General features: G+C 63.7%; 22 protein-coding genes. 14 read left to right on the top strand and 8 right to left on the bottom strand.

Features of this window, described 5'->3' with window-relative positions:
- Positions 1 to 126: 126 nt before the first annotated feature.
- From ftsZ to MF134_RS20225, 9 genes are all read left to right on the top strand, one after another.
- On the top strand, positions 127 to 1,737 hold the full coding sequence (gene ftsZ, locus MF134_RS20265; protein ID WP_255341230.1) for a cell division protein FtsZ: 1,611 nt from the start codon (positions 127 to 129) through the stop codon (positions 1,735 to 1,737).
- 300 nt (positions 1,738 to 2,037) lie between these two features.
- Complete coding sequence (lpxC, locus tag MF134_RS20260) at positions 2,038 to 2,976, top strand: UDP-3-O-acyl-N-acetylglucosamine deacetylase (protein WP_255341229.1); 939 nt, start codon at positions 2,038 to 2,040, stop codon at positions 2,974 to 2,976.
- A 199-nt stretch (positions 2,977 to 3,175) separates the two neighbouring features.
- Positions 3,176 to 4,054: an outer membrane protein assembly factor BamD gene (locus MF134_RS20255; RefSeq protein ID WP_457590036.1), complete on the top strand. Its 879-nt coding sequence runs from the start codon at positions 3,176 to 3,178 to the stop codon at positions 4,052 to 4,054.
- 208 nt (positions 4,055 to 4,262) lie between these two features.
- On the top strand, positions 4,263 to 5,939 hold the full coding sequence (gene recN, locus MF134_RS20250) for a DNA repair protein RecN (RefSeq protein ID WP_255341228.1): 1,677 nt from the start codon (positions 4,263 to 4,265) through the stop codon (positions 5,937 to 5,939).
- A gap of 48 nt (positions 5,940 to 5,987) precedes the next feature.
- Positions 5,988 to 7,088: an FAD-dependent oxidoreductase gene (locus MF134_RS20245; protein WP_255341227.1), complete on the top strand. Its 1,101-nt coding sequence runs from the start codon at positions 5,988 to 5,990 to the stop codon at positions 7,086 to 7,088.
- 38 nt (positions 7,089 to 7,126) lie between these two features.
- On the top strand, positions 7,127 to 9,250 hold the full coding sequence (gene ligA, locus MF134_RS20240; protein ID WP_255341226.1) for an NAD-dependent DNA ligase LigA: 2,124 nt from the start codon (positions 7,127 to 7,129) through the stop codon (positions 9,248 to 9,250).
- Between the two features lie 138 nt (positions 9,251 to 9,388).
- On the top strand, positions 9,389 to 9,892 hold the full coding sequence (locus MF134_RS20235) for a YbjN domain-containing protein (RefSeq protein ID WP_255341225.1): 504 nt from the start codon (positions 9,389 to 9,391) through the stop codon (positions 9,890 to 9,892).
- A 231-nt stretch (positions 9,893 to 10,123) separates the two neighbouring features.
- The gene (locus tag MF134_RS20230) at positions 10,124 to 10,897 is read left to right on the top strand and encodes an AzlC family ABC transporter permease (protein ID WP_255341224.1); all 774 of its coding nucleotides are present in this window, start codon (positions 10,124 to 10,126) and stop codon (positions 10,895 to 10,897) included.
- Positions 10,894 to 11,229 carry an AzlD family protein gene (locus MF134_RS20225; protein WP_255341223.1) on the top strand — a complete coding sequence of 112 codons (336 nt, stop codon included), beginning with the start codon at positions 10,894 to 10,896 and terminating at the stop codon, positions 11,227 to 11,229. Before MF134_RS20230 ends, MF134_RS20225 begins: the two co-directional genes overlap by 4 nt.
- Positions 11,230 to 11,250: 21 nt before the next feature.
- Here MF134_RS20225 and MF134_RS20220 read toward each other — a convergent pair whose 3' ends face one another.
- The 4 genes from MF134_RS20220 to MF134_RS20205 all read right to left on the bottom strand — a co-directional run bounded on the left by MF134_RS20220 (position 11,251) and on the right by MF134_RS20205 (position 15,262).
- Positions 11,251 to 11,760: a cytochrome b gene (locus MF134_RS20220; RefSeq protein ID WP_255341222.1), complete on the bottom strand. Its 510-nt coding sequence runs from the start codon at positions 11,758 to 11,760 to the stop codon at positions 11,251 to 11,253.
- 203 nt (positions 11,761 to 11,963) lie between these two features.
- The gene (locus MF134_RS20215) at positions 11,964 to 13,160 is read right to left on the bottom strand and encodes a vWA domain-containing protein (RefSeq protein ID WP_255341221.1); all 1,197 of its coding nucleotides are present in this window, start codon (positions 13,158 to 13,160) and stop codon (positions 11,964 to 11,966) included.
- A gap of 63 nt (positions 13,161 to 13,223) precedes the next feature.
- The gene (locus tag MF134_RS20210; protein ID WP_255341220.1) at positions 13,224 to 13,892 is read right to left on the bottom strand and encodes an exopolysaccharide biosynthesis protein; all 669 of its coding nucleotides are present in this window, start codon (positions 13,890 to 13,892) and stop codon (positions 13,224 to 13,226) included.
- 206 nt (positions 13,893 to 14,098) lie between these two features.
- Entirely contained in the window at positions 14,099 to 15,262 is a 1,164-nt protein-coding gene (locus MF134_RS20205; RefSeq protein WP_255341219.1) for a DUF3734 domain-containing protein, read from the bottom strand.
- 259 nt (positions 15,263 to 15,521) lie between these two features.
- On the opposite strand from MF134_RS20205, the gene MF134_RS20200 reads away from it, so the two are divergent.
- Complete coding sequence (locus tag MF134_RS20200; protein ID WP_457590039.1) at positions 15,522 to 15,662, top strand: entericidin domain-containing protein; 141 nt, start codon at positions 15,522 to 15,524, stop codon at positions 15,660 to 15,662.
- A gap of 211 nt (positions 15,663 to 15,873) precedes the next feature.
- A complete protein-coding gene (locus MF134_RS20195; protein ID WP_255341218.1) occupies positions 15,874 to 17,469 on the top strand; it encodes an adenylate/guanylate cyclase domain-containing protein in 1,596 nt (531 codons plus the stop codon).
- Between the two features lie 67 nt (positions 17,470 to 17,536).
- Here the strand turns inward: MF134_RS20195 and MF134_RS20190 are convergent, their stop codons facing one another.
- A complete protein-coding gene (locus tag MF134_RS20190; RefSeq protein ID WP_255341217.1) occupies positions 17,537 to 19,345 on the bottom strand; it encodes a glycosyltransferase family 2 protein in 1,809 nt (602 codons plus the stop codon).
- A gap of 448 nt (positions 19,346 to 19,793) precedes the next feature.
- On the opposite strand from MF134_RS20190, the gene MF134_RS20185 reads away from it, so the two are divergent.
- Positions 19,794 to 20,525: a transporter substrate-binding domain-containing protein gene (locus MF134_RS20185; protein ID WP_255341216.1), complete on the top strand. Its 732-nt coding sequence runs from the start codon at positions 19,794 to 19,796 to the stop codon at positions 20,523 to 20,525.
- 55 nt (positions 20,526 to 20,580) lie between these two features.
- Here MF134_RS20185 and MF134_RS20180 read toward each other — a convergent pair whose 3' ends face one another.
- Positions 20,581 to 20,991 carry a tellurite resistance TerB family protein gene (locus MF134_RS20180; RefSeq protein WP_255341215.1) on the bottom strand — a complete coding sequence of 137 codons (411 nt, stop codon included), beginning with the start codon at positions 20,989 to 20,991 and terminating at the stop codon, positions 20,581 to 20,583.
- Positions 20,992 to 21,191: 200 nt separating this feature from the next.
- Here MF134_RS20180 and MF134_RS20175 point away from each other — a divergent pair, with 200 nt between their 5' ends.
- Positions 21,192 to 22,847, top strand: a complete 1,656-nt coding sequence (locus MF134_RS20175) for a lysine--tRNA ligase (RefSeq protein ID WP_255341214.1) — start codon at positions 21,192 to 21,194, stop codon at positions 22,845 to 22,847.
- Between the two features lie 18 nt (positions 22,848 to 22,865).
- On the opposite strand, the gene MF134_RS20170 is transcribed toward MF134_RS20175, so the two are convergent.
- Together MF134_RS20170 and MF134_RS20165 are read right to left on the bottom strand one after the other, a co-directional pair.
- A complete protein-coding gene (locus MF134_RS20170) occupies positions 22,866 to 23,606 on the bottom strand; it encodes a thermonuclease family protein (RefSeq protein ID WP_255341213.1) in 741 nt (246 codons plus the stop codon).
- Entirely contained in the window at positions 23,573 to 24,226 is a 654-nt protein-coding gene (locus MF134_RS20165; protein ID WP_255341320.1) for a helix-turn-helix transcriptional regulator, read from the bottom strand. The genes MF134_RS20170 and MF134_RS20165 overlap by 34 nt, the downstream gene beginning before the upstream one ends.
- Before the next feature lie 270 nt (positions 24,227 to 24,496).
- Here MF134_RS20165 and MF134_RS20160 point away from each other — a divergent pair, with 270 nt between their 5' ends.
- A complete protein-coding gene (locus MF134_RS20160) occupies positions 24,497 to 25,489 on the top strand; it encodes a YihY/virulence factor BrkB family protein (protein ID WP_255341319.1) in 993 nt (330 codons plus the stop codon).
- The last annotated feature ends 174 nt before the right edge of the window (positions 25,490 to 25,663 follow it).

The following is a 25,663-nucleotide window of genomic DNA, read 5'->3' as shown; positions in this document are numbered from 1 at the left end:
ATAAGACGCGGCCTCTGGGGTGGCCGCGGAACAGATTGGCGCGCCGCGCGCAAGGTTCGCAATGCATAGTAAACGGCATGGCCGCGCGGCGGGACGGCCTCACCGATTGGAAAGAGGACTAAAGGAATGAGCATCACCTTGAAGAAGCCGGATATCACCGAATTGAAGCCGCGGATCACCGTGTTCGGCGTCGGCGGCGGCGGCTGCAACGCTGTCAACAACATGATCAACGCTGGCCTCGAAGGCGTTGATTTCGTCATCGCCAACACCGATGCTCAGGCCCTGCGTTCCTCTCGTGCCGAGCGGATCATCCAGATGGGCGTCGCCGTGACCGAAGGTCTCGGCGCCGGCTCGCAGCCCGAGGTCGGCCGCGCAGCGGCAGAAGAATCGATCGACGAGATCTGCGATCACCTCCTCGGTTCGCACATGTGCTTCGTCACCGCCGGCATGGGCGGCGGTACCGGCACGGGCGCGGCCCCGGTCGTGGCTCGCGCGGCGCGCGAAAAGGGCATTCTCACGGTCGGCGTGGTCACCAAGCCGTTCCACTTCGAGGGCCAGCGCCGGCTCCGCATTGCCGAGCAGGGCATCGAAGAGCTGCAGAAGAATGTCGACACGCTGATCGTCATTCCGAACCAGAACCTCTTCCGCATCGCCAACGACAAGACCACCTTCGCCGACGCCTTCGCGATGGCCGACCAGGTGCTCTATTCGGGCGTTGCCTGCATCACCGACCTGATGGTCAAGGAAGGCCTCATCAACCTCGACTTCGCCGACGTCCGTTCGGTGATGCGAGAGATGGGCAAGGCGATGATGGGCACCGGCGAGGCGTCCGGCGAAGGTCGCGCGATGGCCGCCGCCGAGGCCGCGATCGCCAACCCGCTCCTCGACGAAACCTCGATGAAGGGCGCCAAGGGTCTCCTGATCTCGATCACCGGCGGCCGCGATCTGACGCTCTTCGAGGTCGACGAGGCTGCGACCCGCATCCGTGAGGAAGTCGATCAGGACGCCAACATCATCCTTGGCGCGACCTTCGACGAGAGCCTCGAAGGCGTGATCCGCGTCTCGGTTGTCGCCACGGGCATCGACAAGGCGGAGATGGAAGCCATCGCGCGTACTGCCGCCGCTTCGTCCGCTGCTGTCGCACAGCCGGCAGCGGCCGCTCCGGCGCAGCCGAAGCAGCCGGCTCCGCAGCCCGTCATGGCCCAGCAGCCGGCGCAGGCTGCTCCGGCCCCGGCAAAGCCGGCCGCCGCGGCTCCTGTCGCGCAGTCGGCCAATGACGACGACGATGTGCCGTCGCAGGTGGAAGACGACTTCACGGCCGCCTTGGCGGCAGAAATCGCCCAGGTCGCTCCGCAGCCTTCCTCGCGTCCGTCTGCTTCGGCACAAGAGACCGAGATGGAGCCCGTGCAGCAGACGCGTCTCCCGCGCGTCGAAGATTTCCCGCCGGTGGTCCGTGGGGAGATCGAGGGCCGTACGACCGCACAGAGCGATGTGCCGGCCGACGAGCGGGGCGCCATGGGCCTGCTGCGTCGCCTGACGACGGGGCTGTCGCGCCGCGAGGACGAGGAGCATCACCAGCCCGCTGAACCGGCGCGCCGTGCCCATGTCGAGCCGAATCCCTATGCACCGCGTCGTTCGGCATCGGAATCGGCGGCCCGCCCCGCGCCGGTCGCCCGGCACACCAGCGAGGAAGATCAGCTGGAAATCCCGGCCTTCCTGCGCCGTCAGGCAAACTGATTTCCGCCGATGTTGCGGACATGTGACAGGCCCGCCGGTGAAAATCGGCGGGCCTGTTTTGTTAAGTCGATGAAAAAATTAAGAAATTGCAGCAGGATCAGGCGTTCGCTTTAACAACGGGTAAGAAACCGTGATTTTGTTGAAACGGGTCTCCGTTCTAGGAAAATCCTAGGTAACGGAGGGGTTACACGGCTCCCATTCATTGCGATTGGCGCGGCCGGCCGGCGGATCGGGAAAACCCGACCGCCCCAAGGGCGACGCTTGGATACCGGCGTCGGGAAGGGTTGTTCAGACGTGTTGATGTTTCAGCAGACGATTGGCTCACGAGTGGATTTCGAGGGTGTGGGGGTCCACAGCGGTCTGCCTGTTCGTCTGACCCTGCTCCCCGCCGAAGTGGATACTGGTATCGTCTTTCATCTTCTTGAGGATGACGGTTTCGTTCACGAAATTCCGGCGGTCTCGCGCCATTCCGCTCTGACCGATCTGTCGACCGTGGTCGGCGACCCGCGCGGCTCCCACGTCTCGACGATCGAGCATCTGATGGCGGCGCTCTATGCCGTCGGCATCGACAATGTCGTCGCCCAGATCGATGCACGCGAGATGCCGATTCTCGACGGTTGCTCTGCCCACTACGTCGCCGCGCTCAATGAGGCCGGTGTCGTCCGCCAGGCTGCCAAGCGCCGTTATCTGCGCGTCCTGAAACCGGTGCGGGTCGAACTGAACGGCGCCTATGCCGAATATCGTCCGCATGCCGGCACCCGCTTCGAAATCGAGATCGATTTTGCCAACGCCGCGATCGGCCGACAGGTCTATCGGGCTGATCTGACCGCAGAGCGGTTCCGCAAGGATCTCTCCACGGCTCGCACCTTCGGCTTCATGGCCGATGTCGAGCGCCTGTGGGCGGCGGGCTATGCGCTCGGCTCTTCGCTTGAGAACTCGGTCGTGCTCTCCGACGATGGCCGTGTGGTCAATCCCGAAGGTCTGCGTTTCGAGGACGAATTCGTCCGTCACAAGGCTCTGGACGCCGTCGGCGATCAGGCCCTGGCCGGTGCCCGGGTCCTGGGTTGCTACAAATCCTATCGTGGCGGTCACAGGCTGAATGCGCTGGCGCTGCAGGCCCTCTTGGCCGATCGCAAGGCCTACGAGATCGTCGAGATGCCGTCGCGCCGCGTCGATCCGGTCCGTCACGCCCCGCTCGTGGCCGTGGCAGCGCCGGCCTATGGTCCACAGACGCTTTGAGGCGAGCATCTTCTGGAACGCTGGCGCCATCCGACGGTCCGTCGGGATGATGGAATCTGTGCAAACTTGCCACAGCTTCGGCCTATCCGTCACATCGGTCACAAAATCGGCGCCTTGCTCCGGCTTCACGATTGTCCGAGTGACGGCTGTCTTTTAAGACTCGCGCCGGGGCTGAACGGGGGTAAGGGGGCCCGCGAAGATGAAACAAGCGACACGGCCTGGATTGACACGCTTCTCCACCGCCGCGCGCATGGCACTGACGATCTCGATTGCCGGCCTGCCGCTCGGCCTGTCGGCGTGCATGTCGGGCGACAGTGACGTTGATGTGCTGGCGCTCGCCGCGCAGACGGAGCCGCCGGACGTCCTCTACAATCAGGGACTCGCCAATCTGGAAGGCGGGCGCCTGAGCGAGGCGGCCAAGAAGTTCGAGGCGATCGACCGCCAGCATCCCTATTCGGAATGGGCGCGCAAGGCGCTGATCATGCGGGCCTTCGCCAGCTATCGCAGCGGTCAGTACGAGGATGCCGAGAACTCCGCCAAGCGCTATATCCAGCTCTACCCGGGTACCGAGGACGCGGCCTACGCTCAGTATATCATCGGTCTGTCGCACTACCGACAGATCGACGACGTGACCCGCGACCAGAAGGAAACGGCGCGCGCCGCGGCCGCGATGCGCGAGCTGATGGAACGTTTCCCGGACACCGCCTATGCGGAGGACGCGAAGTCCAAGCTCCGCATCGCGCGCGATCAGCTCGCCGGCAAGGAGATGCAGGTCGGGCGCTACTATCTCGAACGTCGTGAGTATCTGGCTGCGGTCAACCGCTTCAAGAACGTCATCGACGTCTATCCCGAATCGCGGCAGGTGGAAGAGGCCCTCGCGCGTCTTACCGAAGCCTATTACGCTATGGGTCTCACCCGCGAGGCGCAGGCGGCGGCTTCCGTGCTTGGCCAGAACTTCCCGGACTCCCCCTGGTATCGCGACTCGTACGCCCTGCTTCAGGGCGGTGGTCTGCGGCCGCAGGCCGGTTCCGAGGATTCCTGGTTCGCGGCTGCGACGAAGAAGATCATCGGCGCCTGAGGCGTACGCATTTCTGCAAATTTCGGAAGCGCTCGGCGAAAACCGCCGGGCGCTTTTCTGTTTCAGCCGGTAAATGCAGGAATCGGGGGCATGCGGCGCTATTCAGTCTTGTCGCATGCGGGACAGAAAGAAGTGGGCAGACGCCCCGGGACCGCCTATCTAAAACCCCGTTGCCATTCCGGCTTTGTTCTTCTACCCGTGCTGGACCATGCTGGTTCATCTTTCGATCCGCGACATCGTTCTCATCGAACGGCTCGAGCTGACGCTCGGCGAGGGATTGTCCGTTCTCACCGGTGAGACCGGCGCAGGCAAATCCATTCTCCTCGATGCCCTGTCACTGGCCCTTGGCGGCCGTGGCGATGGCGGCCTCGTGCGTCATGGTGCCAAGCAGGGCGAAGTGATCGCCGCCTTCGACATCGCGTCCGATCACCCTGCACGCGCGCTTCTTTCCGAGAACGGGTTTGACGACGACGGTGATCTGGTTCTGCGGCGCGTGCAGAACGCTGATGGCCGCACCCGCGTCTTCGTCAACGACCGGCCATCCAGCGTCGCGCTGATGCGCCAGCTCGGCCTCGGCCTCGTCGAGATCCACGGCCAGCACGACGACCGCGCGCTGGTCGATACCGATAGCCACCGCCAGCTGCTGGATCAGTTCGGCGGGCTGGAGCGCGACGCCGAAGCGGTGGCGCAGCTCTTTGCCGAGTGGCGCGCGGCGCGTGATGCGCTCGCCAGGCATCGCGCCAAGGTGGAGGCCGCGGCCCGCGAGGCGGATTATCTCAGAAGCGCCGTGGACGAACTCTCCGAACTCGCTCCGATCGCGGGCGAGGAAGAGGAACTGGCCGAACGCCGCCAGGTCATGATGCGCTCGGAAAAGATCGCCACTGACGTCAATGACGCCCATGAGGAACTGTCGGGGCCGACCTCGCCGGTGCCGGGTCTCGCCAATGTCCTGAAGCGGCTCGACCGCAAGCGCGACGAGCTTCCGGGCCTGCTCGACGAGGCGATCGGGCGTCTGGATGTCGCGCTCGACGCCTTGTCCGACGCGCAGATGAGCCTGGAGGGCGCGCTGCGGTCGCTGGAGTTCGACCCGCGCGCTCTGGAAGAGACCGAGGAACGCCTGTTTGCGCTGCGCGCCGCGGGCCGCAAATTCAACGTGCCCGTTGACGACCTGCCGGAGCTCACCGCCCGCATGATCGGCGATCTCGCCGATCTCGACGCCGGAGAAGAGCGGCTCGGAACGCTGGAGCGTGAGGTCGCCGAAAAGCGCGAGCGCTTCGATCGCGCGGCTGCCGAACTCTCCGAAAAGCGCGAGGTCGCTGCCCGCATGCTCGAAGCGGCGGTGATGGCGGAGTTGCCGGATCTCAAGCTCGACCGCGCGAGCTTCATCGTCGTGGTGACGAGCGATCCCGAACAGGCGAGTGCGGCGGGCATCGACGCGATCGAGTTCCATGTGCGCACCAATCCCGGCACGCGGGCCGGCCCGATGATGAAGGTCGCCTCCGGCGGCGAGCTGTCGCGCTTCCTCCTGGCGCTCAAGGTGGCGCTCGCCGATCGTGGCTCGGCGCCGACGCTGGTCTTCGACGAGATCGACACCGGCGTTGGCGGAGCCGTAGCCGATGCCATCGGGCGGCGGCTGGCGCGGCTGGCCGGCTCGGTGCAGGTGCTCGCTGTGACGCACGCGCCGCAGGTGGCGGCACGTGCCGCGACCCATCTTCTGATCTCCAAGGCGAGCACTGGCGCCGAGGAGGAGCGGGTCGCAACCCGTGTCGCGGCGATCGACACGAGCGGCCGGCGCGAGGAAATCGCGCGCATGCTGGCGGGGGAAAGCGTGACGGAAGAGGCGCGGGCGGCGGCCGATCGTCTGATCGGAGCCGGGACGCGTTGAGGACGGCATGTTTGGCGCCGGTGAATGGGCCATCGAAAGGGGAGCAGGATGGCTGAGCACGATTTGGTGCTGATCGCCGGGGCCGGGCCGGTGGGGCTGGCGGCCGCGGTCGAACTGACCCGGCGCGGCATCGCGGTGCGCATCATTGATGCCGGCGAGGGGCCGACACCGGCCGATCAGTCTCGCGCGCTTGCCGTTCTGCCGACCACCTTGCGGGGCTTCGAGGCCTCCGGCCTTGCGGAGCGGATGATCGCAGCCGGCACGCGGATCGAAGGCGCCGACTTTCTTTCCGGCGGCAAACCTTTGTTCTCTTTGAGTCTCGGCAGGGCGCGAACGTCCTATCCCTATATTCTGTCGCTTCCGCAAGGCCGCACCGAACGGCTGATGATCGACTGGCTGGAAGAGCGCTCGATCCGGGTGGAGTGGAATGTCGCGGTGGAAGCTGTCGGGGAGACCCATCGCCCGACAGCACGGCTTTCGACCGGCGAGATGGTGAAAGCCCATGCAATTCTTGGCTGCGACGGCGCCCATTCCCGGGTGCGCGAGGAGATCGGTATCCCGTGGGAGGGCGAGGGGTATCCCGGCACCTTTGCGCTCGCCGACGTGCAATTCGCCGAACCGATCGATCCGCATCGCGCCAGGATCTCGCTCGATTCGTCGCGTCCGTCCCACGCGCTCCTGCCCCTCGACGATCGCCGCGCCCGGCTGATCGGATTCATGGATTCGACGGATGCGCTGGTCGCGGCGGCCGAAAACATCGAAACGGTCGTCTGGGCTTCAACCTTCCATGTCGCCTTCCGCAGGGCGGAGCGCATGGCCAAGGGCCGGGTATTTCTGGCGGGGGATGCCGCCCATGTGCATTCGCCCGTCGGCGGGCGGGGCATGAATCTCGGGATCTGGGATGCGGCAACCATCGCGTTCCTTCTCGCCGAGGGACGCGAGAGCGAATATGAATCGAAGCGCCTGCCGGTGATCCACAAGATCATGAAACAGACCCGCGAGGCGACCGACTTCATCGGCGCTCCGCCGGGCTACACCAAAGCTCTGCTCGGCATCGGCATGCCGGTGGCAACGCGCCTGCCTTTCGTGCAACGGCGGATCGCCGAGCGCGTGCTGGCGCTTGACCTTCCCGATCTGGAATGGCTCTGACTGATCGGATCGAGTGACGCGTTGGAGCGGGCGGTAGAATGGTGGAGAGCGAAGGGCGGCCGGTCGAGGAACTGACCGATACCGAGGCCAGAGACGAGTTGGAGCGCCTGGCGCGGGAGATCGCCGAGCACGACCGGCGCTACCACCGGGACGATGCGCCGACGATATCCGACGCCGACTACGATGCGCTGAGGCGCCGCAACAGCGCGATCGAGGCCCGCTTTCCCGCTCTGATCCGCGAGGATTCGCCGTCGAGCCGCGTCGGCTCGGAAGTGTCGGAAAAGTTCGGCAAGATCCGTCATGCGCTGCCGATGCTCTCACTCGACAATGCGTTTTCCGACGAGGATGTCGCGGATTTCGCCAAGCGCGTCCGGCGTTTTCTGAAGCTCGCCGAAGATGCCCCGCTCGCCATCACCGCCGAGCCGAAGATCGACGGACTGTCCCTGTCGCTACGCTACGAGGAGGGTAAGCTCGTCTCCGCCGCGACCCGCGGAGACGGGACGACGGGCGAGGACGTGACCCGCAACGCGATGACGATCGGCGACATTCCCAACCGGCTGAAGGGCAAGGCGCCTTCGGTCTTCGAGGTGCGCGGCGAGGTCTATATGAGCCACGCGGCCTTTGCCGACCTCAATGCCCGCCAGGCCGAGACCGGCGGGCAGATCTACGCTAATCCACGCAACGCCGCCGCCGGATCGCTGCGCCAGCTGGATGCTGGAATCACGCGGTCGCGGAAGCTCGAATTCTTTGCCTATGCCTGGGGCGAGGCGAGCGAGGTTCCGGGCGCGACCCAGATGGAAGTCGTGGAGGCGATCGCCGGCTTCGGCTTCACGGTGAACCCGCTGATGAAGCGCTTCGACTCGATCGAAGGGCTGATCGAGCACTACCGCGCGATCGAGGAACAGCGGGCGACGCTCCCCTATGACATCGACGGCGTCGTCTACAAGGTCGACGATCTTGCCCTGCAGCGTCGGCTCGGCTTCGTCTCCCGCAGCCCGCGCTGGGCGATCGCCCACAAATTCCCCGCCGAGAAGGCGACGACCATTCTCAACGACATCGAGATCCAGGTGGGCCGCACTGGCGCGCTGACGCCGGTCGCCAAGCTGGAGCCGGTGACCGTGGGCGGCGTCGTGGTGACCAATGCGACGTTGCACAATGCCGACGAGATCGCCCGGCTCGATGTGCGCATCGGCGACACGGTCCAGATTCAGCGCGCGGGTGACGTGATCCCGCAGGTGCTGGGCATCGTGGCCGACAAGCGCCCCAAGGGCGCCGAGCCGTTCGAATTTCCTTCCGTTTGTCCCTGCGAACTCAAGACCGAGGTGGTGCGGGAGGAGACGGCCTCTGGCGCCCAGAGCGTCGTGCGCCGCTGTACCGGCGAGTTCGCCTGTCCGTTTCAGCGCCGGGAGCACCTGAAGCTCTTCGTCTCGCGCAAGGCCTTCGATATCGACGGGCTGGGCGACAAGCAGATCGACTTCTTCTACGACGATCCGGATTTTCCGGTCCGCACCCCGGCCGATATCTTCACCCTCAAGCGCCGCAACGACGAGGGCATGAAGAAGCTCAAGGACAAGGAGGGCTTCGGCGAGCTCTCCGCGAAAAACCTGTTCGAGGCGATCGAGGCGCGCCGGACTATCGGCCTCGACCGGCTGATCTTTTCCTTCGGCATCCGCCATGTGGGCGAGGCGACGGCGCGCGTGATTGCCCGGGCCTATGGCAGCTTCGAAGCCTTTCACGAGGCGGGGCTGAAGATCGCCGCCGGCGACGAGGAGGCCGCCGCCGAAATGGACGCGCTGGAGGATATTGGCGGGGCGGTGATCACCGCGATCGCGCGATTCTTTTCCGAGGAGCACAATCTGAAGCTCGTCGATGCGCTCGTCGCGGAGCTCGAAATCGAGGAGGTCGAGAAGCCCGCCGAAACCTCGCCGGTCGCCGGCAAGACGATCGTCTTCACCGGCGCGCTGGAACATATGAGCCGAGACGAAGCCAAGGTGATGGCCGAGAGCCTGGGCGCGAAGGCAGCCGGTTCCGTCTCGAAGAAAACCGATCTGGTTGTCGCAGGGCCGGGAGCCGGTTCGAAGCTGAAGAAGGCCAGCGAACTGGGGGTCGAGGTGATCGACGAGGCGGCCTGGTTCACCCTGATCGGGCGCGAGCCAGGATAGAACGCCTTTCCTCCAGGCGGGGATGACGGTGCAAAACCGCCACGGGACGTGATAAAGCGTTGGAGGAATTAGGGTGCCCCTTGCGCGCGCAGGCGCATGGCCGCAGCTTTGGGGACGATTCACGGAACGGACCCCAACATGCTTTTCCGCCTGCCGAGACCTCTCCGCGCTATCAGCTTCTGGGCAGCCCTCCTGCTGGCATCGCCCGTGGTCTCGGCCAGTGCTCAGGGAACGCCGCCGCAAATCGACCGCAACGACTTCGAAGCGATCCTCGAGATCGCGCGCGGCTATGGCGAGGCCGATCTGACGTCGATCGAGAACGGCGATCCCGTCATCGTCGGCGATATCAACGGCACGGCCTATCAGCTGTTCTTTCTGGAGTGCGAGGACAACCGTGACTGCGGTGTGCTGGACTTCTATGCCATCTGGGACCAGCGGAACGTCGCGCTCGAGCTCGTGAATATCTGGAACGGCTCGCAGCCCTTCAACAAGTCCTATCTGACGCCCGAGGGGCTGCCGGTGGTCGAGCTCAACGTTTCGGCCATCGACCTCACCCGAACGCGCCTCACCGATGCCTTCGATCGCTGGACGATCACGCTGGCGGCGTTCCCGCGGGAGGTTCTGGACGTGGCGAGCCAATAGGATCGGCTTCCGACCGGTTTTCGGGTGGCCGCGCTGGGCATTCTCTGAAATGGAAGGCCGGCTCTTGGGCTTCGGCCGAAGGGCGTGAGTGTCTACCGCTGAAGGACGCAGCGGACATGCCTTGGCGCTGGTCAGGAGCGGCCGTCGCGGGTATGAAACAGCCTCACTCTCCTTTCACGCACCGTGCATCCCAGCTCGGTGTGCTTCTTTGCACTTACGCTGACATCCACCTTGACGCGTTTATCCGACACAACAGAGCATTCCGATGCAGCTGGCGACCGTCCGGCACGCAGCGAGAGCGCGGACGCTCTGCGCGAAGTCCTGCCCGTTCTCCTCGCCGTCTTGCCGTTCGGTGTCGTCTACGGCGCGATCGCGGTGCAGGAAGGGCTGAGCGTCGCCCAGGCAATGGGATTTTCCAGCGTCGTGTTTGCCGGCGCGTCGCAACTGGCCGCACTGCAACTCATGGGCCTCGGCGCGCCGATCTGGTCGGTGCTCCTGACCGTCTTCGCGCTGAATTTCCGGCATGTCCTCTATTCGGCGTCTCTCGGCCGGCATTTCAGCTCGTTTTCGTTCCTTCAGAAGCTCACCGGCTTTTTCCTGCTCGTCGACCCGGCCTTCGGCGCTGCGGAGGTGCGCGCGGCGAAGACGCGGCTGACGGCGAGCTACTATTTCACCTATGCTCTCATCCTCTACATCGGTTGGCTCCTGGCGACGCTCGGCGGCGCTGGCTTCGGCCGGCTGATCGAGGACCCGGAGGCCTTCGGCCTCGATTTCGTCCTGCCAGTCTATTTCCTCGCTCTGGTGATGACGTTCCGCAAGCGGGGTCTGTTCTATCCCGTGGCCGGCACGAGCCTCGCCGTCTCGGTGTTGATCTACTGGCTCTTCGGTCCGCCCTGGCATGTCAGCCTCGGCGGCCTCGCCGGCATCGCCGTCGCCGCGATCGTCGGTCCGCAGCCCCGGTCTGGAGATTCGGAGGGCGAGGAAAGGGGCGTTGAAGGCCCATGACCAACGAATTGGTGACCGCCGACGGAGCCTGGTCCGCAGCGACGATCTGGCTCGTGATCGTGGCGGCAGGCGCGCTGACCTACCTGACCCGGATCGGTGGCTATCTCGTCATCTCGCTGTTCGGCAGCATCCCGCCGCGCGCGGCCGCGGCGCTTGACGCCGTTCCGGCGGCGGTGCTGACGGCGATCGTGTCGCCGGTCCTCGTCTCGGGCGATTGGCCGGAGCGGATCACCATCCTTCTCTGCGCGGTTCTCTCTCTCCGTCTGCCGCTGATTGCGGTCGTCGTCATCGGCACGGTGCTCGTCGCCGGCGCGCGAGCCTTCGGCTTCTGACTCGTTCCGGCCGCGCTGCTGTTACTGCGCCGGCCGCAGCATGCGTCTCAACACGTCCGTCTTGAAATAGAAGTGCTGTACGAGCGAGCCCGCGATGTGAAGACCGACCAGGACAAGCAGCGGGGTCCACAGGAGTTCATGGATCTCGGCGAGTTCACCGATCATCAGGTTCCAGGCAAGAAGACCCGTCACCGGCATCAGGATCAGAATTGCGTAGATCAGGACGTGGGTGACCTTCGCCAACCAGAGTGCCCAGTTGGGTTCGCCTGCCGGATAGGGCGGCCGGCCGTTTGCGTAGCGATCCCACAGACGGAGCAACGCGGCGATCAGCACCAGCGTGCCGGTCACGATATGGACCCAGCCCCATGTCGCGGTGGTGAAATCGATCTCGGCCCCGCGCCGCGTCGCGCGCCACATGTCCACCATCCACTCGTGATCAACGAACTGCACGACGATGAACAGGACGATCAGCCAGTGAAGGACGATGCTGAGTTTCGACCAACCCTCTGAGCGGGGAGCGGAAATGGCCATTGCGAAAGAAGCCCTGTTTCGGTGGTCTCGTCATGGCGCGAACGGCCACAGGAATGGTCGCGTAAAGCCGGCATCTCCGGCTTACCCAGAGACACTTTTCGCCTCGTCGCAGACTTCGGCAAGTTAACAATATTTAAAAGAAGGGGTGACGGGAGGAGGCCCGTCGTCGTGTGAAGGCTCTGGCCGAGGTCGCTTCCTGCCTCTTACCGCGAGAGTTCGCGCGTTGCGGCTTCGATACCGCCGATGGTGAGGGGGTACATGCGCCCTTCCATCGCCTCGCGCACCATCGTAATCGACTCGGTGTAGCCCCAATAGCGCTGGTTCGATGGATTGAGCCAGGCGGTCTTCGCCCATTTCGCCGTCATGCGATCGAGCCAGACGCGCCCGGGCTCGGCGTTCCAGTGTTCGACCGAACCGCCCGGCATCATGATCTCGTAGGGGCTCATGGAGGCATCCCCCACGAACAGGACCTTGTAGTCCGGCCCATAGGTTCGGATCACCTCCTCGGTGGGGATCGTCTCGGCATGGCGGCGGCGATTGTCCTTCCACAGCCGCTCATAGGGACAGTTGTGGAAATAGTAGAAGTCGAGATGCTTAAATTCCGAGCGGGCGGCGGAAAACAGCTCTTCCACTTCGCGGACATGATCGTCCATTGATCCGCCAACATCCAGAAACAGGAGAAGCTTTACCGCGTTGTGGCGTTCAGGCCGCGTCTTCACGTCGAGATAGCCATTATGGGCCGTCGAGCGGATCGTGCCCGAAAGATCGAGTTCTTCCGCCGCGCCTTCGCGGACCCAGTGCCGGAGCCGCTTCAGGGCCACGCGGATATTGCGGGTGCCGAGGGACAGGTCGTCGTCGAAATCCTTGAATTCCCGCCGGTCCCAGACCTTCACCGCCCGGCGATGCCGGCTCTCGTTCTGGCCGATGCGCACGCCTTCCGGGTTGTAGCCATAGGCGCCGAAGGGCGACGTGCCGCCGGTGCCGATCCATTTCGAGCCGCCCTGGTGGCGCTTGGTCTGTTCGGCGAGCCGCTCGCGCAGCGTCTCCATGAGCTTATCGAAGCCGCCCAGGCTCTCGACAAGCTTCTTTTCCTCCTCGCTCAGGTGCTTTTCGGCGAGCCGTCGGAGCCATTCTTCGGGGAGTTCCCGGGCCGCAACGCCTTCGTCGCCACTGGCCGCGCCCGAAACGGCTTCCACACCCTTGAAAACATCCGCAAACACGCGGTCGAAGCGGTCGACGAAGCGTTCGTCCTTCACCAGCGCAGCCCGGGCGAGATAGTAGAAGCCTTCGACGTCATAAGCGACGAGACCAGTTCGCATCCCGTCCAGGAGGGCGAGGTGCTCACGCAGCGTGACCGGGACGCCCGCAGCCTTCAACTGGAGAAAAAAGCTCAGAAACATGGGGCCAAAGGGTAGGGCGGTCCGATCCGACTGTCACGCTGCCGTTCGCCGTCGCCCTGGGCTCTAGAACAGCTGCAGCACGGCAAAGAGTGCAGCGCCATAGACACCGCCCAAGACCGCGACGCCGATGATTCCCACGATCAGGGCCGCGATCAGCCAGAGTCCGTCCCGGGCGCTGATGGCAACGCCTACCAGCGCGATGGAAATGCCGGGGATCAGGTTGGAAAAGGGAAAGGGGATCGCCACGACGATCGACATCACGAAGCAGTACCAGCCGACCACAGAAAGGAGCAGCCGTTCCGGCTCGATCCAGTAGCGGTGACGCGCCAGCCGCTCGATCCGCCGCAGCATCGGCCCGATCTTCTGCATGACCTGGGCGATCCGTTGCGGGCTGAGCCGCATCCGGCGGACCAAATCCGGCAGCCAGAGCCGATGCCGTCCGATGGCAAGCTGGATGGTAAAGAACATCAGCGGCAGGCCGAGGAAGAACGAGGCCGGTGGCGGCAGGGGAACGAGATTGAGCCCCCCGAAAAGGATGAAGAAGGCGCCGAAGGCACGCGTGTCGAAAGCCTGCGAGAGTTCGCCGATCGTCGGTTCGGTGCGATCGCGATGGCTGAAGCCTCGCAGGATAGCGGAAATTCTTTTTTGCCGCTTGCCGCCTTGCCGACGAAGGGACCGGCGTAGGTTGGAAAAACCGGCAGGGGACACGGACGAGACTCTGTTCAGGGACACTCTGGAAAACTTCGCTCTTGCGAGACGGCCGGGAAAGCCGAGCTTCGCTTTGGTTATGAAAGCGAAATTCGACCCTCGCGCGACGGGCTTTGGCTCACTATGCCCTTTCCCGTATTAAGTCGAGGTTTCATCTCGAAATCCCGCCAGCCACGCCCTGGTTCCGTTGGCTGGCTGTCGACGAAGATAAATCCGGTGCTTGCGAACTCTCAATCGCCGCGGCACAGATCTAGCACCTCGATGGAAATGCCGGGCTTGTGGCGATTGCGGAAGTTCGGATGGTCGAGGGTCTGACGGGCGTCACGCACCCCATCCTCCCAGCGCTCATTCACCGATTTCCGCGAAAACTCGTAGTCTTTTGAATCACGGCTCCAGGCCTTCCGGCGATTGATCAGATGGACCACGGTGACGGAGGCGTCGTTGGATGCCTCCCGCAGGAGCTGCGCATCCGGATCGTCCTGAAAGTCTTCTGGCAGCTTGGCCAGAAGGCGGTGCATGGCGCGCCGCTCCTTCTGCCTCGCCTTGGCGACGTCCGTGTTGAGCCTTGTTCGGCTTGAATAACGGATGTCCTTCTCGCGTTCAGACAGGTCGAAGATCGTATCGGGGAGCGGGCCCCGCGAACTGAAGAGATCGATCTGGAAGACGCACATGTCGTGTTCGCAATCGCGGTCGAGCACGTATTGCAGCGGCGTATTGGAGACGAGCCCGCCATCCCAGTACCATTCGCCGTCGATCTCGACAGGCGGAAAACCGGGAGGCAGGGCGCCGCTCGCCATGATGTGTTCCGGGCCAAGCCGCATGTCGGCCGTGTCGAAATAATGGAAGTTGCCGGTCGTCACATTCACCGCGCCCAGGCTGACGCGGGTTTCGCCATTGTTCAGTCGGTCGAAATCGATCAGGCGCTCCAGCGTCGCCCGCAAGGGGCTGGTGTCGTAATAGCCCAGAATATCGGGTGAGGAGGCTGGCAGCACGTAGCTCGGCGGATAACGCGGTTTGAAGAACCCTGGAATGCCGAGAAGCGCCGAAGAGGCGGCACTTGCCTCGTTGAAGGCGGTGCGGATGGCAAGACCGGGCAGAGGCGGGCCGAAGACGATGGAGGAGGACACCTCGTCCCAGAAGGCACGCAGCGCCTGGACCCTGTCGCCGGGCGCATTGCCGGCGATCAGCGCGGCATTGATCGCACCAATCGAAATTCCCGCAATCCAGTCGGGCTCGGCCCCGGAACGCTCCAGCACATCGAAGGCGCCGGCCTGATAGGACCCGAGGGCGCCGCCGCCCTGCAGGACGAACACCAGGATTTCGTCCTGTTTGGTGACGGCGTTGTCGCGGCTGATGGCGACATCGGCTTGTGCAGAATTGTTGCTCGTTGCCATTCGAAATCTCTCGGCTAGCCGGTGTCGGGCAATCTCCAGGCGGCGATCTTGCAGGCCGCCCGGTGCTTGCGGGGAATGTTATTGCGACGCAGCAATCTGAAAAGGTCGAGTTCCCGTAAACGTGGTCGCGGAATCTCACCTGCGATCGACACCGCGCGGACGGGCGGGTTTCGAGGAGGCTATGGGCTCGCGGGAACTGGGCAGGCAATCTCGACGTTTGTTGATCAGGTAACAACAATGTGGAGTAAGTCCGGTGAAGATGCGTCATACCCTGATTTTCGCCGCGCTGGCAGGTGCGCTGTTCGTGTCCGCTTGCGCCAACACCGTTCGCGGTGTCGGACGGGACGTCGGCAACACGGTCGATGCCACCGGCGCAGCCGTTCGAGACGTCGCGGAGTAAGTTCGAGACGTCGCGGAGTAAGAACGAATCTAGGCGATCCCGCGCTCTCGATCAGCCGCGGGACGACCGGGTTCCAGCAGATCCGCCGCAGCGACCGCGCGCGACTGCAACTGCATTCCATGCAGACATTCGCGAACAGTTTTTTCCTTGCGCACAGCGATGAAGTGTCGCCGACCTTCCGGTATGATCTCGCCGAAACTGCAGACGGCAGATGAGGCGGATCGTGGGCGCGCTGTTCAACTATCTCGTGGCAAGGCCGATCATTTTCGCCTTAGTCGTCGTCGTGGCGCTGGCCCTCCTGCCCTTGGCGGTCTGGCTCGATCTTCGCCATCTTTCCGACGTTGCTCTCAGGCGCCAGGCCGAGAGCCTTGATGCGATGATCACCGACATTCGCGGCTATTACGCCAAGAACGTCATATCCCGGGTGATGGCAGCGGACGGCAACGCCGTCCCTTCCCACAACTACCACACCATCGCCGGCGGGATTCCTATACCGGCGACCCTCTCCCTGGAATTGGGAGATGTCATCGGCGGCCGCGGCGAGAACATGCGTTATCGTTTCGTCTCGGATTTCGTCTTTACGTCGCGGGATCCTCACAGGCTCGACCCGTTTGAGCGCAATGCTCTTTCAACCTTTCGTGCCGACAAGTCGGGCCAGATGCCGCACATTATGGAAGTCGGCGGGTCACTTCTGGACCGGCAAATCAGGCTGGCGGCGCCTGTGTTGATGGGCGAGGCCTGCGTTCAGTGCCACAATACGCATCCAGAAAGCCCCAAGCGCGACTGGAAGGTCGGCGACGTTCGCGGCATTCAGGAGGTCGAGATCGCGCAGCCGATCGCGGCCAACCTTCTCTCCTTCAAATATCTGCTCGCCTATTTCGCTGGTGCCGGTCTCTTCGGCGCGGGCTTTGCCACCATGCAGTGGCGTCAGGCACGGGTCTTCCGGCGGATGAACCGGGAACTCGAGGAGACGAATTCCTTCCTCGCCGCGATTTCGATGAAGATCTCGAAATACCTGTCGCCACAGGTCTATCGCAGCATCTTTTCGGGCGAGCGGGACGTGGTGATCTCCACCGAGCGAAAGAAGCTGACGGTATTCTTCTCCGACATCAAGGATTTCACCGTCACCTCGGAACGTCTGCAGCCCGAGGAACTGACCGCGCTTCTCAACGAGTATTTCACCGAAATGTCGAAGATCGCCCACGAGCATGGCGCGACCGTCGACAAGTTCATCGGTGACGCGATCCTGGCCTTTTTCGGCGATCCGGAAACCCGCGGAACCAAGGAGGACGCGCAGGCCTGCGTCCGCATGGCGATCGCCATGCAGGAGCGAATGACTCAGTTGAACCAGGAATGGCGCCGGCGGGGCATCGAGCGCCCGTTCCAGACACGCATGGGCATCAATACCGGCTACTGCAACGTCGGCAATTTCGGCAGCCAGGACCGGATGGACTATACGATCATCGGTGCCGAGGCGAACCTGGCCGCCCGTCTCGAACAGATCGCCGAGCCAGGCGGCATCGTGCTCAGCTACGAGACCTACGCCCATGTCACCGACATCGTGCGGGCGAGGCCGCTCGAACCGATTTCGTTGAAGGGCATCAGTCGCAAGGTCGTCCCTTATCTCGTCGAGGGCACACTCGATGCGGGGGCGGAGCCCGCCTCTGCCGTGATCAACGAGTATTCCGAAGGGGCTCGCATCTTCCTCGATATCGAACAGATCAGTGAGGGCGAGCGCGAACGCCTGCAGGCAATTCTGGGCAAGGCAATCGAACGCTTGCAGCGAGGACGGACAATAACGTCCTGACTTGTCGTCCGACTGATTTAACGCCTATGCCCGTCACATTCCGGCACACCAGGGACGAGACCGCGCCTTACGGGATTGGATCGATCCGGTAGCGCGGATCGCTGGTATCGGCCCGTGAGTCGAGTCCGTGCGGCGTCTTCTCCCATTTGTGCGGGTCGATAAACAGCTGGATGATTGCTCGAAGCGAGGAGAAGGCGAGGATCGCCCAGTAGGCCGGAATATACCGGTAACGGCCCTTCAGAGCCCTTCGCTCGTCGTCTTCGAGGGCCATGGAGGAGTGGGCGATGAAGAGCGCATAGCCGAACACGACGTTGAACACGTCCAATGCGAAGACGAAGCCGGCCTCTGCGAGCGTCAGATAGCCGCTCGATAGCTCCCAGGCATAATAAAGGCAGATCGCGATGAAGAAGGGATGCGCGACCGACGAGGCCAGCATGCCGAGAAACAGGAGTTGAAAGGCCACTGCCGCCTTGGCGCCGAGATTCCTGCACAGACGCAGGGGCTCTCGCATGTGCAGAAGGTAGGTGACGAACCATCCCTTCATCCAGCGCGTCCTTTGCCGATGCCAGACCAGCCAGCGTTCCGGCGCCTGCTCGTAGGTGGGACGGGTCAGCGTTTCGATGCGATAGCCGGCCCGGTAAAGCCGGATCCCGAGATCGGCGTCTTCGGTAACGTTATGAGAATCCCAGCCTCCGACAGCCACGAGATGGCGGCGCACGAAATGGTTGGACGTACCGCCCAGCGGCAGGGGGAACTCGTGATGCGCAAGCCATGGCAGCAGGCGGCGAAAAAGCGCCGCATATTCCAGGGCGAATAGTCCGGCCAGCCAATGGTCGTGGCCGTTTCTGATCACCAGGGGCGCCTGAAGGCAGGCGAGCTCCGGCGGGCCATCACGAAAGCGGCCATACGCCTCGCGCAATTGCAGCGGATCGGGCTCATCCTCGGCGTCGTAGAGCACGACGAATTCTCCGAAGGCGAGGGGCAGAGCGTGGTTCAGCGCCTTCGGCTTGGTGCGCGGTTGCCCCGGCGGAACCAGCACCACTGAGAACTGGGCCCTGCCATGGGTCTCGCGGTACGCGGCCCGAATGGTCGGCAGGTCGTCGGCTTCGCACACGAGCTTGATATCGAGTCGCGTCTTCGGCCAGTCCAGCCGCTCCAAGGATTCAACCAGTTTCGGGATCATCGCCACCTCGTGGTGGAGCGCCACCAGGACGGAATAGATCGGGACCGTCCCCGTTGCGTCGCCGCCTCCCGGCTCCGGGATCGTTCGGGCCGGCGACCGCCTCTCCTTGGGCAGGAAAATCGCGGGAAAGCGAAAGCCGAGACAAAGGGCGAAGAAGGTCGTGCTGATCACATGGAGAGTTGTGAGCAGAAGCGCCGGATCGAAATGGTGAAGCACCGCCGCGCCCAGAAGGATTGCGATGATGGCCGCACTCTGCTGGGGTTCGATGACGGTGCGGGCAGAAAAGCGGGGCGTGTCCGCAGACAGGCTCAAGGTCGCGGCCCGGCTCCGGGCGGAGGCTGTCTGTCGGTCGATAGCGGCAAGCACCTGCGAGGGCGTGGTGACCCGAATCTTGCCCCGCCACTGGGATTGCAGGGCCTGGCTCCTCGCAATTCTGTCGAGGCATTCGAAGGTCGGACATACGAAGACCTTGGCTTGAAGCGTAGGATCGCAGGTCTTGATCAGGCGCGGCGGCGGCCGGCCAAGGAGGGTTTCGACGCCGAAAATCTCGTCGATCTCGTTGACCGGCTCGAAAGGCAGACCCAGAACTTCGGCGGCCACTTCGGCAAAATGCGCTTCTTCGACGATGCCTGCGACGATCAGTTCGCTGGCGAGATCACTGCCGTTGCGGATCGCGGCGGCGCGGGCCTGCAACGCCGCGACTTGCGAGACGCCAAGGATTTCCAGGATTCGTCTCTGCCTTGAAGAAAAGACCGGATCGGCGCCCGGCTCTTTGGAAGCGCTCCCCCGATCGCTGGACTGGTGCTGCCGAAGCCGGTAGGCATCGCTCGCAAATCCATCTTGCCTGACAGGACCCTTTGGGTACAAACAGGAGACGTCTTCTGGTGCGTGATCAAACTCCAGACTCTCACGCAAGAGGCGCTACCTTCCCTTGTGGGTCCTGGGGCAGGGCTCGTCGGCTTGGGAGACGATGATGCTGGGGTTGCGTTTTTCAGGGAAGAAACCTCTGAGAGAATATCTCTCGCTTAAGTTGATTCTTTCGTTTTCCTTAACGCTGCTGTTCGCAGATGCGCCGATCAGGGCCGCCGAAAAGGACGGAGTCGCGGTCCCGACCCCTAATTTCTTCGACCAGCGTCAGCGCATGGCGAAGCCTGATCTCAGCGATCGGCCGAGAATCCGTTTTCTGACCAGTACCGACTATCCACCCTTCAATTTCCTGGATTCGCGGGGTCGGCTGACGGGCTTCAACGTCGATCTCGTGCGCGGGATCTGCGAAGAACTCGACATCCTGTCGCGTTGCCAGATCGAGGCACTTCCGTTCAAGGATCTTGTCCCGGCCCTGAAGAATGGCGATGGCGAGGCGGTGATCGCCGGGCTGGCGATGAACGCCGCGACCCGGCAGGAATTCGGTTTCACCCAGCCCTATTTCCGCTATCCGGCCCGTTTTGTCGCCCGCAAGGACCGGAAGATTGCGACGCCCGTCGCCGACAACCTTGCCGGCAAGGTCGTCGGCGTGACTGAAGGCAGCGCGCATGCGGCGATGTTCAGCGCCTTTTTCCCCGACGCCAAGGTCCAGACCTATTCGGATCGGCTCGAAGCGCTGGCAGCAATGCGGCAGGGCAAGGTGGACGCCTATTTCGGCGACGGGGTCAGCCTCTCCTTCTGGTTGGAGAGCGATGCCGCCGAGCGCTGTTGCACCTTTGTCGGCGGACCGTTTCTTTCCGATCGTTTCCTCGGCGAGGGCCTGTCGATCGCCGTCGCGCCCGGCGACGGGGAGCTTGCGCGCGCGATCGACTATGCGATCGCCCAGCTCGTCAGCAAGGGGCGGATGTCCGAGATGATGTTGCGGTATTTCCCGATCAGTGCGTTCTGAGATCGCTCATCAACCGACGGGAAGGCGCAGCACTCTGACTTCCCGAAGGCCTGCTTCAGAAACGGCGGTAACGCACCCGGGCGGAGTGCTCGATCGCACCGGCGGTCAGGCGGTCGAGATTGAAGGCGTCGCGCAGCATTTCCAGAAGGCGCAATTCGGGCTGCGAGGCGTGAATGTCGGAAGACACGACCTCGACGGCGAGCGCATAGGCGGTCTCGTAGAGATTGTCGGGAACCGAACGTCTGACGTTCTGGATGATCGTGTCGAGGCCGTCCTCGCGATCGAGCAGATCCCCGCAGTCACGCACGATCTGCTGCAGTCGAGATTCATCAAAGCCGTCGAAGACGGGAAGCGTGCGCAAGAGGACGGTGAATTCCCGCTGTTCCACGCCACTGATTTGTCCATCCGCCGCTGCCGAGGCAATCATCAGGTGAATCAGGGCGTCTTGCGGTTCCATCTCGTCCATCGGTGACTCGTTTCTCTCGTGTTTGCGTGTCGAGACTTAAGCGTGGGCGGCGCCCGCCACAAGAGGCGAGATCGTCCCGCTCGGCTCTGCCTTTGTTGACGGGTCGGCGGCTTCTTCTTAGACGGAACGCTTGACCGCCGGCCGGCTTCGCACGATGCGAAGCGGCTGGCATCGGATGGACCTTTTTCTGGAACGATCATATGTCGACCCTGCCGAACGAAGCCTCCCTGTTGCGGGACGAGGCCATGGCCTCGAATGCCTGGCCGTTCGAGGAGGCCCGTCGGATCCTGAAACGCTTCGAGGCCAGTGGCATGCCGGCCGAGGTTCTGTTCGAGACCGGCTATGGTCCGTCCGGCCTGCCGCATATCGGCACTTTCGGAGAGGTCGCGCGCACCTCCATGGTCCGCCATGCCTTCCGCGTCCTGACCGACGATGCGGTGCCGACGCGGCTTCTGTGCTTCTCCGATGACATGGACGGTCTTCGCAAGGTACCGGACAATGTCCCCAATCGCGAGATGATGGCGACCCATCTCGGCAAGCCGCTTTCGCGGATCCCGGATCCGTTCTCGAACGAGCATCCGTCCTTTGCAGCGGCGAACAATGCACGGCTGCGCGCCTTTCTCGACCGTTTCGGCTTCGACTACGAGTTCGCCTCGGCGACCGACTATTACACGACCGGCCGGTTCGACGAGACGCTCCTGAAGATGCTCGCCCACTATGACGAGGTCCTGGAGATCATCCTGCCGACTCTCGGGCCGGATCGGCGTGCCACCTATTCGCCCTTCCTGCCGGTTCATCCGCAGACCGGCATCGTGCTTCAGGTCCCGATGGTCGAGCGGGATGCGGAGAACGGGCTGATCGCCTATCTCGACCCGGATACGGGCGAGCGCATCGAGACGAGCGTGACGGGCGGTGCGGTCAAGTGTCAGTGGAAGGCCGACTGGGCGCTTCGCTGGGCGGCGCTTGGCGTCGACTACGAGATGGCGGGCAAGGATCTGATCGATTCCGTGACGCTGTCGTCGAAGATCTGCCGGGTGCTCGGAGCCCGCCCGCCGGAGGGTTTCAACTACGAACTCTTCTTGGACGACAAGGGCCAGAAGATCTCGAAGTCGAAGGGCAACGGCCTCACGATCGAGGACTGGCTCGCCTATGCCTCGCCCGAGAGCCTGTCGCTCTACATGTTCCAGAAGCCGAAGACGGCGAAGAAGCTCTATTTCGACGTGATCCCGAAGGCGGTCGACGACTATTATGCCTTCGTTTCGGCCTATCAGCGGCAAGACGCGCGGCAGCAATTGCAGAACCCCGTCTGGCATATCCATGACGGCCATCCGCCGGCCCATGGCATCGCCGTGCCCTTCGCCATGCTCCTCAATCTCGTTTCGGCGTCCAATGCCGGCGACAAGGGAACGCTGTGGGGCTTCATCAGCCGCTATGCTCCGGGCGTGACCCAGGAAACCGATCCTGAACTCGATCGGTTGGTGGGCTATGCGCTGCGCTACTACGACGATTTCGTGAAGCCGGCAAAGCGTTTCCGGGCACCCGACGCGGTCGAACGGGAGGCGCTCGCAGCGCTCGATGCGAAACTGGCCTCGCTGCCCGCCGACGCCGATGGCGAGACGATCCAGGGCGCGATGCTCGACGTCGCGCGGCCGATCGAGCGGTATCAGGACCACAAGAAAAAGGGACCCGAAGGAGGCCCGGGGGTGTCGGTCGAGTGGTTCCAGGCGCTCTACCAGATCCTGCTCGGACAGGAGCGGGGACCGCGCTTCGGGTCCTTCGTGGCCCTTTACGGGATCGGCGAGACGCGCTCGCTCATCGCCCAGGCGCTTGAAGGCAAGCTCGCCAGCGCGAACTGAAGGCGGCGCTCGGCCGGCTCATCGCCAGATACCGCGCCGCCCGGCTTGCGCCTCGGCCTCGACCTGGGTGTAGGGCCCGTCAGGCGAGGCCCGCGCCCAACCGTTCTCCACGACCCATTGGCCGATGTCTTCGCCGCCGACAGTGCAGGTCGTGGTGATCTCTTCGCGGCGCAGGCCGAACTCTCGCGGCACCTCCTCGCAGCGGATCGAGCGGCCGCGCAGATAGCGCCGCAGTTCAGTGCGGGAGCGCACGCCACACGGCCAGCTTCGCGGTTCCTCGCCACAGCGCTCCCTCAAGTCCAGGACCTCGAGACCCGGCAGGGTTATGACACCCTGGCGGATCGCGATCCGTCCGCCATCGATCGCGATCGGACGCGGCAGAAGCGTCGGACGGGGCGTGTCGGCCTGAAGTGTCTCGTCCGACAGGGGCGCGCGGGGCGGCAGACGAACGAGTTCGTCGGGGACGTCACCGATCGCCGTCACATCATCGGGAGAGACGTTGCGCGCCGCGATGCGCCGCTCGACCTCCAGCCGTGCCGCGTCTTTCTCGGCCGCGGTCAGGGAATCGGCGGAGGCTGCTGCCTGAGCTCTGGCGTCCCGGGTCTGGCGCGCGGCCTCGAAGACATCGTTTGCTTCGCGGTGCTCTGGCACAAGAGCAAGGAGGCCGGTTGCCAGGAGAGCGAGGCCGACCGCTGTCACGATGGTGAAGCGAATTCGTTCCAGCGTCACTGGCTCGCCCAGAGTATCCGCGCCATCCATTCGATCTCTTCGAGCGCGAACTGTCGATCGGGATAATCGGGATTGACCGAGGCCAACTCGATGGTCCGTGCGGTCTGACGCTGCAGGATCTTGGCCATGACTTCGCCCTCGCGGGTCCGCACCACCACCCGGTCGCCCCGGCGGATGGAGACGCCCGGCGCGACGATGATGACATCACCATCACGATAGAGCGGCAGCATGGAATTTCCGGAGACCTCGAGCGCATAGGTGGTTTCGTCAGAGGTCGCCGGAAGTCTGATCTCGTCCCACCCCTGGCCGACAGGGTAGCCGGCGTCGTCGAAATACCCACCGGTGCCCGCCTGTGCAAAACCCAGAAGCGGAACCGAGACATTCGCCCGGCGCGCCAGGGAGCCCACGTCGAGACTGCCCTTCGTGCCGAGCAGCATGGTGAAATCTTCAATGGTCGTCCCGGTCGCTTCGATCACTTTGGCGATGGACTCGGTGGAGGGCCAGCGCGGCCGGCCGTCGGTGGCGCTGCGCTTGGATCGATTGAAGGTGGTCGGGTCGAGACCTGCACGCCGCGCGAGCCCAGACGCGGAGAGGTTGTTACGCGCGGCCAAAGCGTCGATCGCGGCCCAGATTCGATCATGCGAAAACATGGTGCGAGGTCCTGCGGACAATGCGATAAAGGAAAATATACCTTTCCTGTCATAATGGGCGCGAGAAGCAATGTCCAGCGTGGGCGCACAAGCTCGCAGGCCACCATTCTCGGCAACGGAATAGGAACAAATGTTCGTCAAGGACATTGCAAATGCGGTTCATTGCTTGGCTCGCAGGACGCTGTCGACCATCTTCGAAACGCGTGACCTGCGCGAAGGCTCCAGCCAGCCAGCGGCATTTGCAGAAAGGACGATCGCTCCGTGAGTGACATGCGGTTCGCCGCTCAGACCAGTGAGGAAATGCGTCATCGGGCCGGCGAGCCGGGCCGCGGGCGGGATGCGACCTACCCGACGCGCATCCCCTGGAAAGGCTGGAAGGATATCGCGGTTCGCGTCTACTTCGCCTTCTTCGAGGATCGCGTCATGCTGATCGCGGCCGGAGCGACCTTCTACCTGCTTCTCGCCTTGTTTCCCGCGTTCGGCGTGTTCGTCTCCATTTATGGGTTCGTCAGCGATCCGATGACGATCAGCGGCCATATCGCCTTCATCGGGCAGTTTCTGCCCACGGCCGGGACCGAGCTTCTTCAGGCGCAACTCGACAATCTGACTTCACAGGGCTCTGCCTCGCTCTCGATCGGCTTCATCACGGGCTCGCTGTTTGCCATGTGGAGTGCGAACAACGGCATCAAGACGCTATTCGAGGCGATGAACGTCGCCTATGGCGAGAGCGAAAAGCGCAGCTTTCTGAAGCTCAACCTGATCGCGCTCGGCTTTACCCTGGGGGCGATCTTTGTCGGCGTCGTTCTCATCACGGCTGTGGGCGTGGTGCCGGCACTGATGGCGATCCTCGGTCTGCGGAGCTTCACCGAAAGTGTGATCGCCGCCATGCGCTGGCCGGTGGCCTTCGTGCTGATCGTGGCGTCCATTGCGATCATCTATCGCTACGGCCCGAGCCGAAACCGCGCGCGCTGGCGCTGGGTCATGGTCGGCGCATTCCTGACGGCCACGATCTGGCTCGGCGCCTCGATCAGCTTCTCATGGTATCTTCAGAACATGGCCAACTACAACGCCACCTATGGCTCTCTCGGGGCGGTAGTGGGCTTCATGATGTGGGTCTGGATTTCCTCGCTGATCTTCATCCTCGGCGCCGAGATCAACGCGGAAATGGAACATCAGACGGCCGTCGACACGACCGACCCGCCGCCCAAGCCGGTCGGCCGACGCGGCGCCCGGGTCGCGGATACCGTCGGCAGAAAGGCGTGACCGGTTCGCCCGTTGCTACTGGCATCCGCGCGCAGCTGTGACTCCAGTCCTACAGGGCGCAGCCGGCGACTTGGCCAGCGCGCAGAACGGTCTCCGTTTTTTCCTCGACGCAGTTGCAATTTGCGGAAGTGCGCCGACGAAGCGGCGAGGGACGACGGTCCGGGCGCTTCCCAA

Source organism: Jiella marina (genome assembly GCF_024359545.1).
Lineage (GTDB): Bacteria > Pseudomonadota > Alphaproteobacteria > Rhizobiales > Rhizobiaceae > Jiella.
Note: the sequence above shows the minus strand (reverse complement) of the source record. Positions and strands in the feature narration are given on the sequence as shown.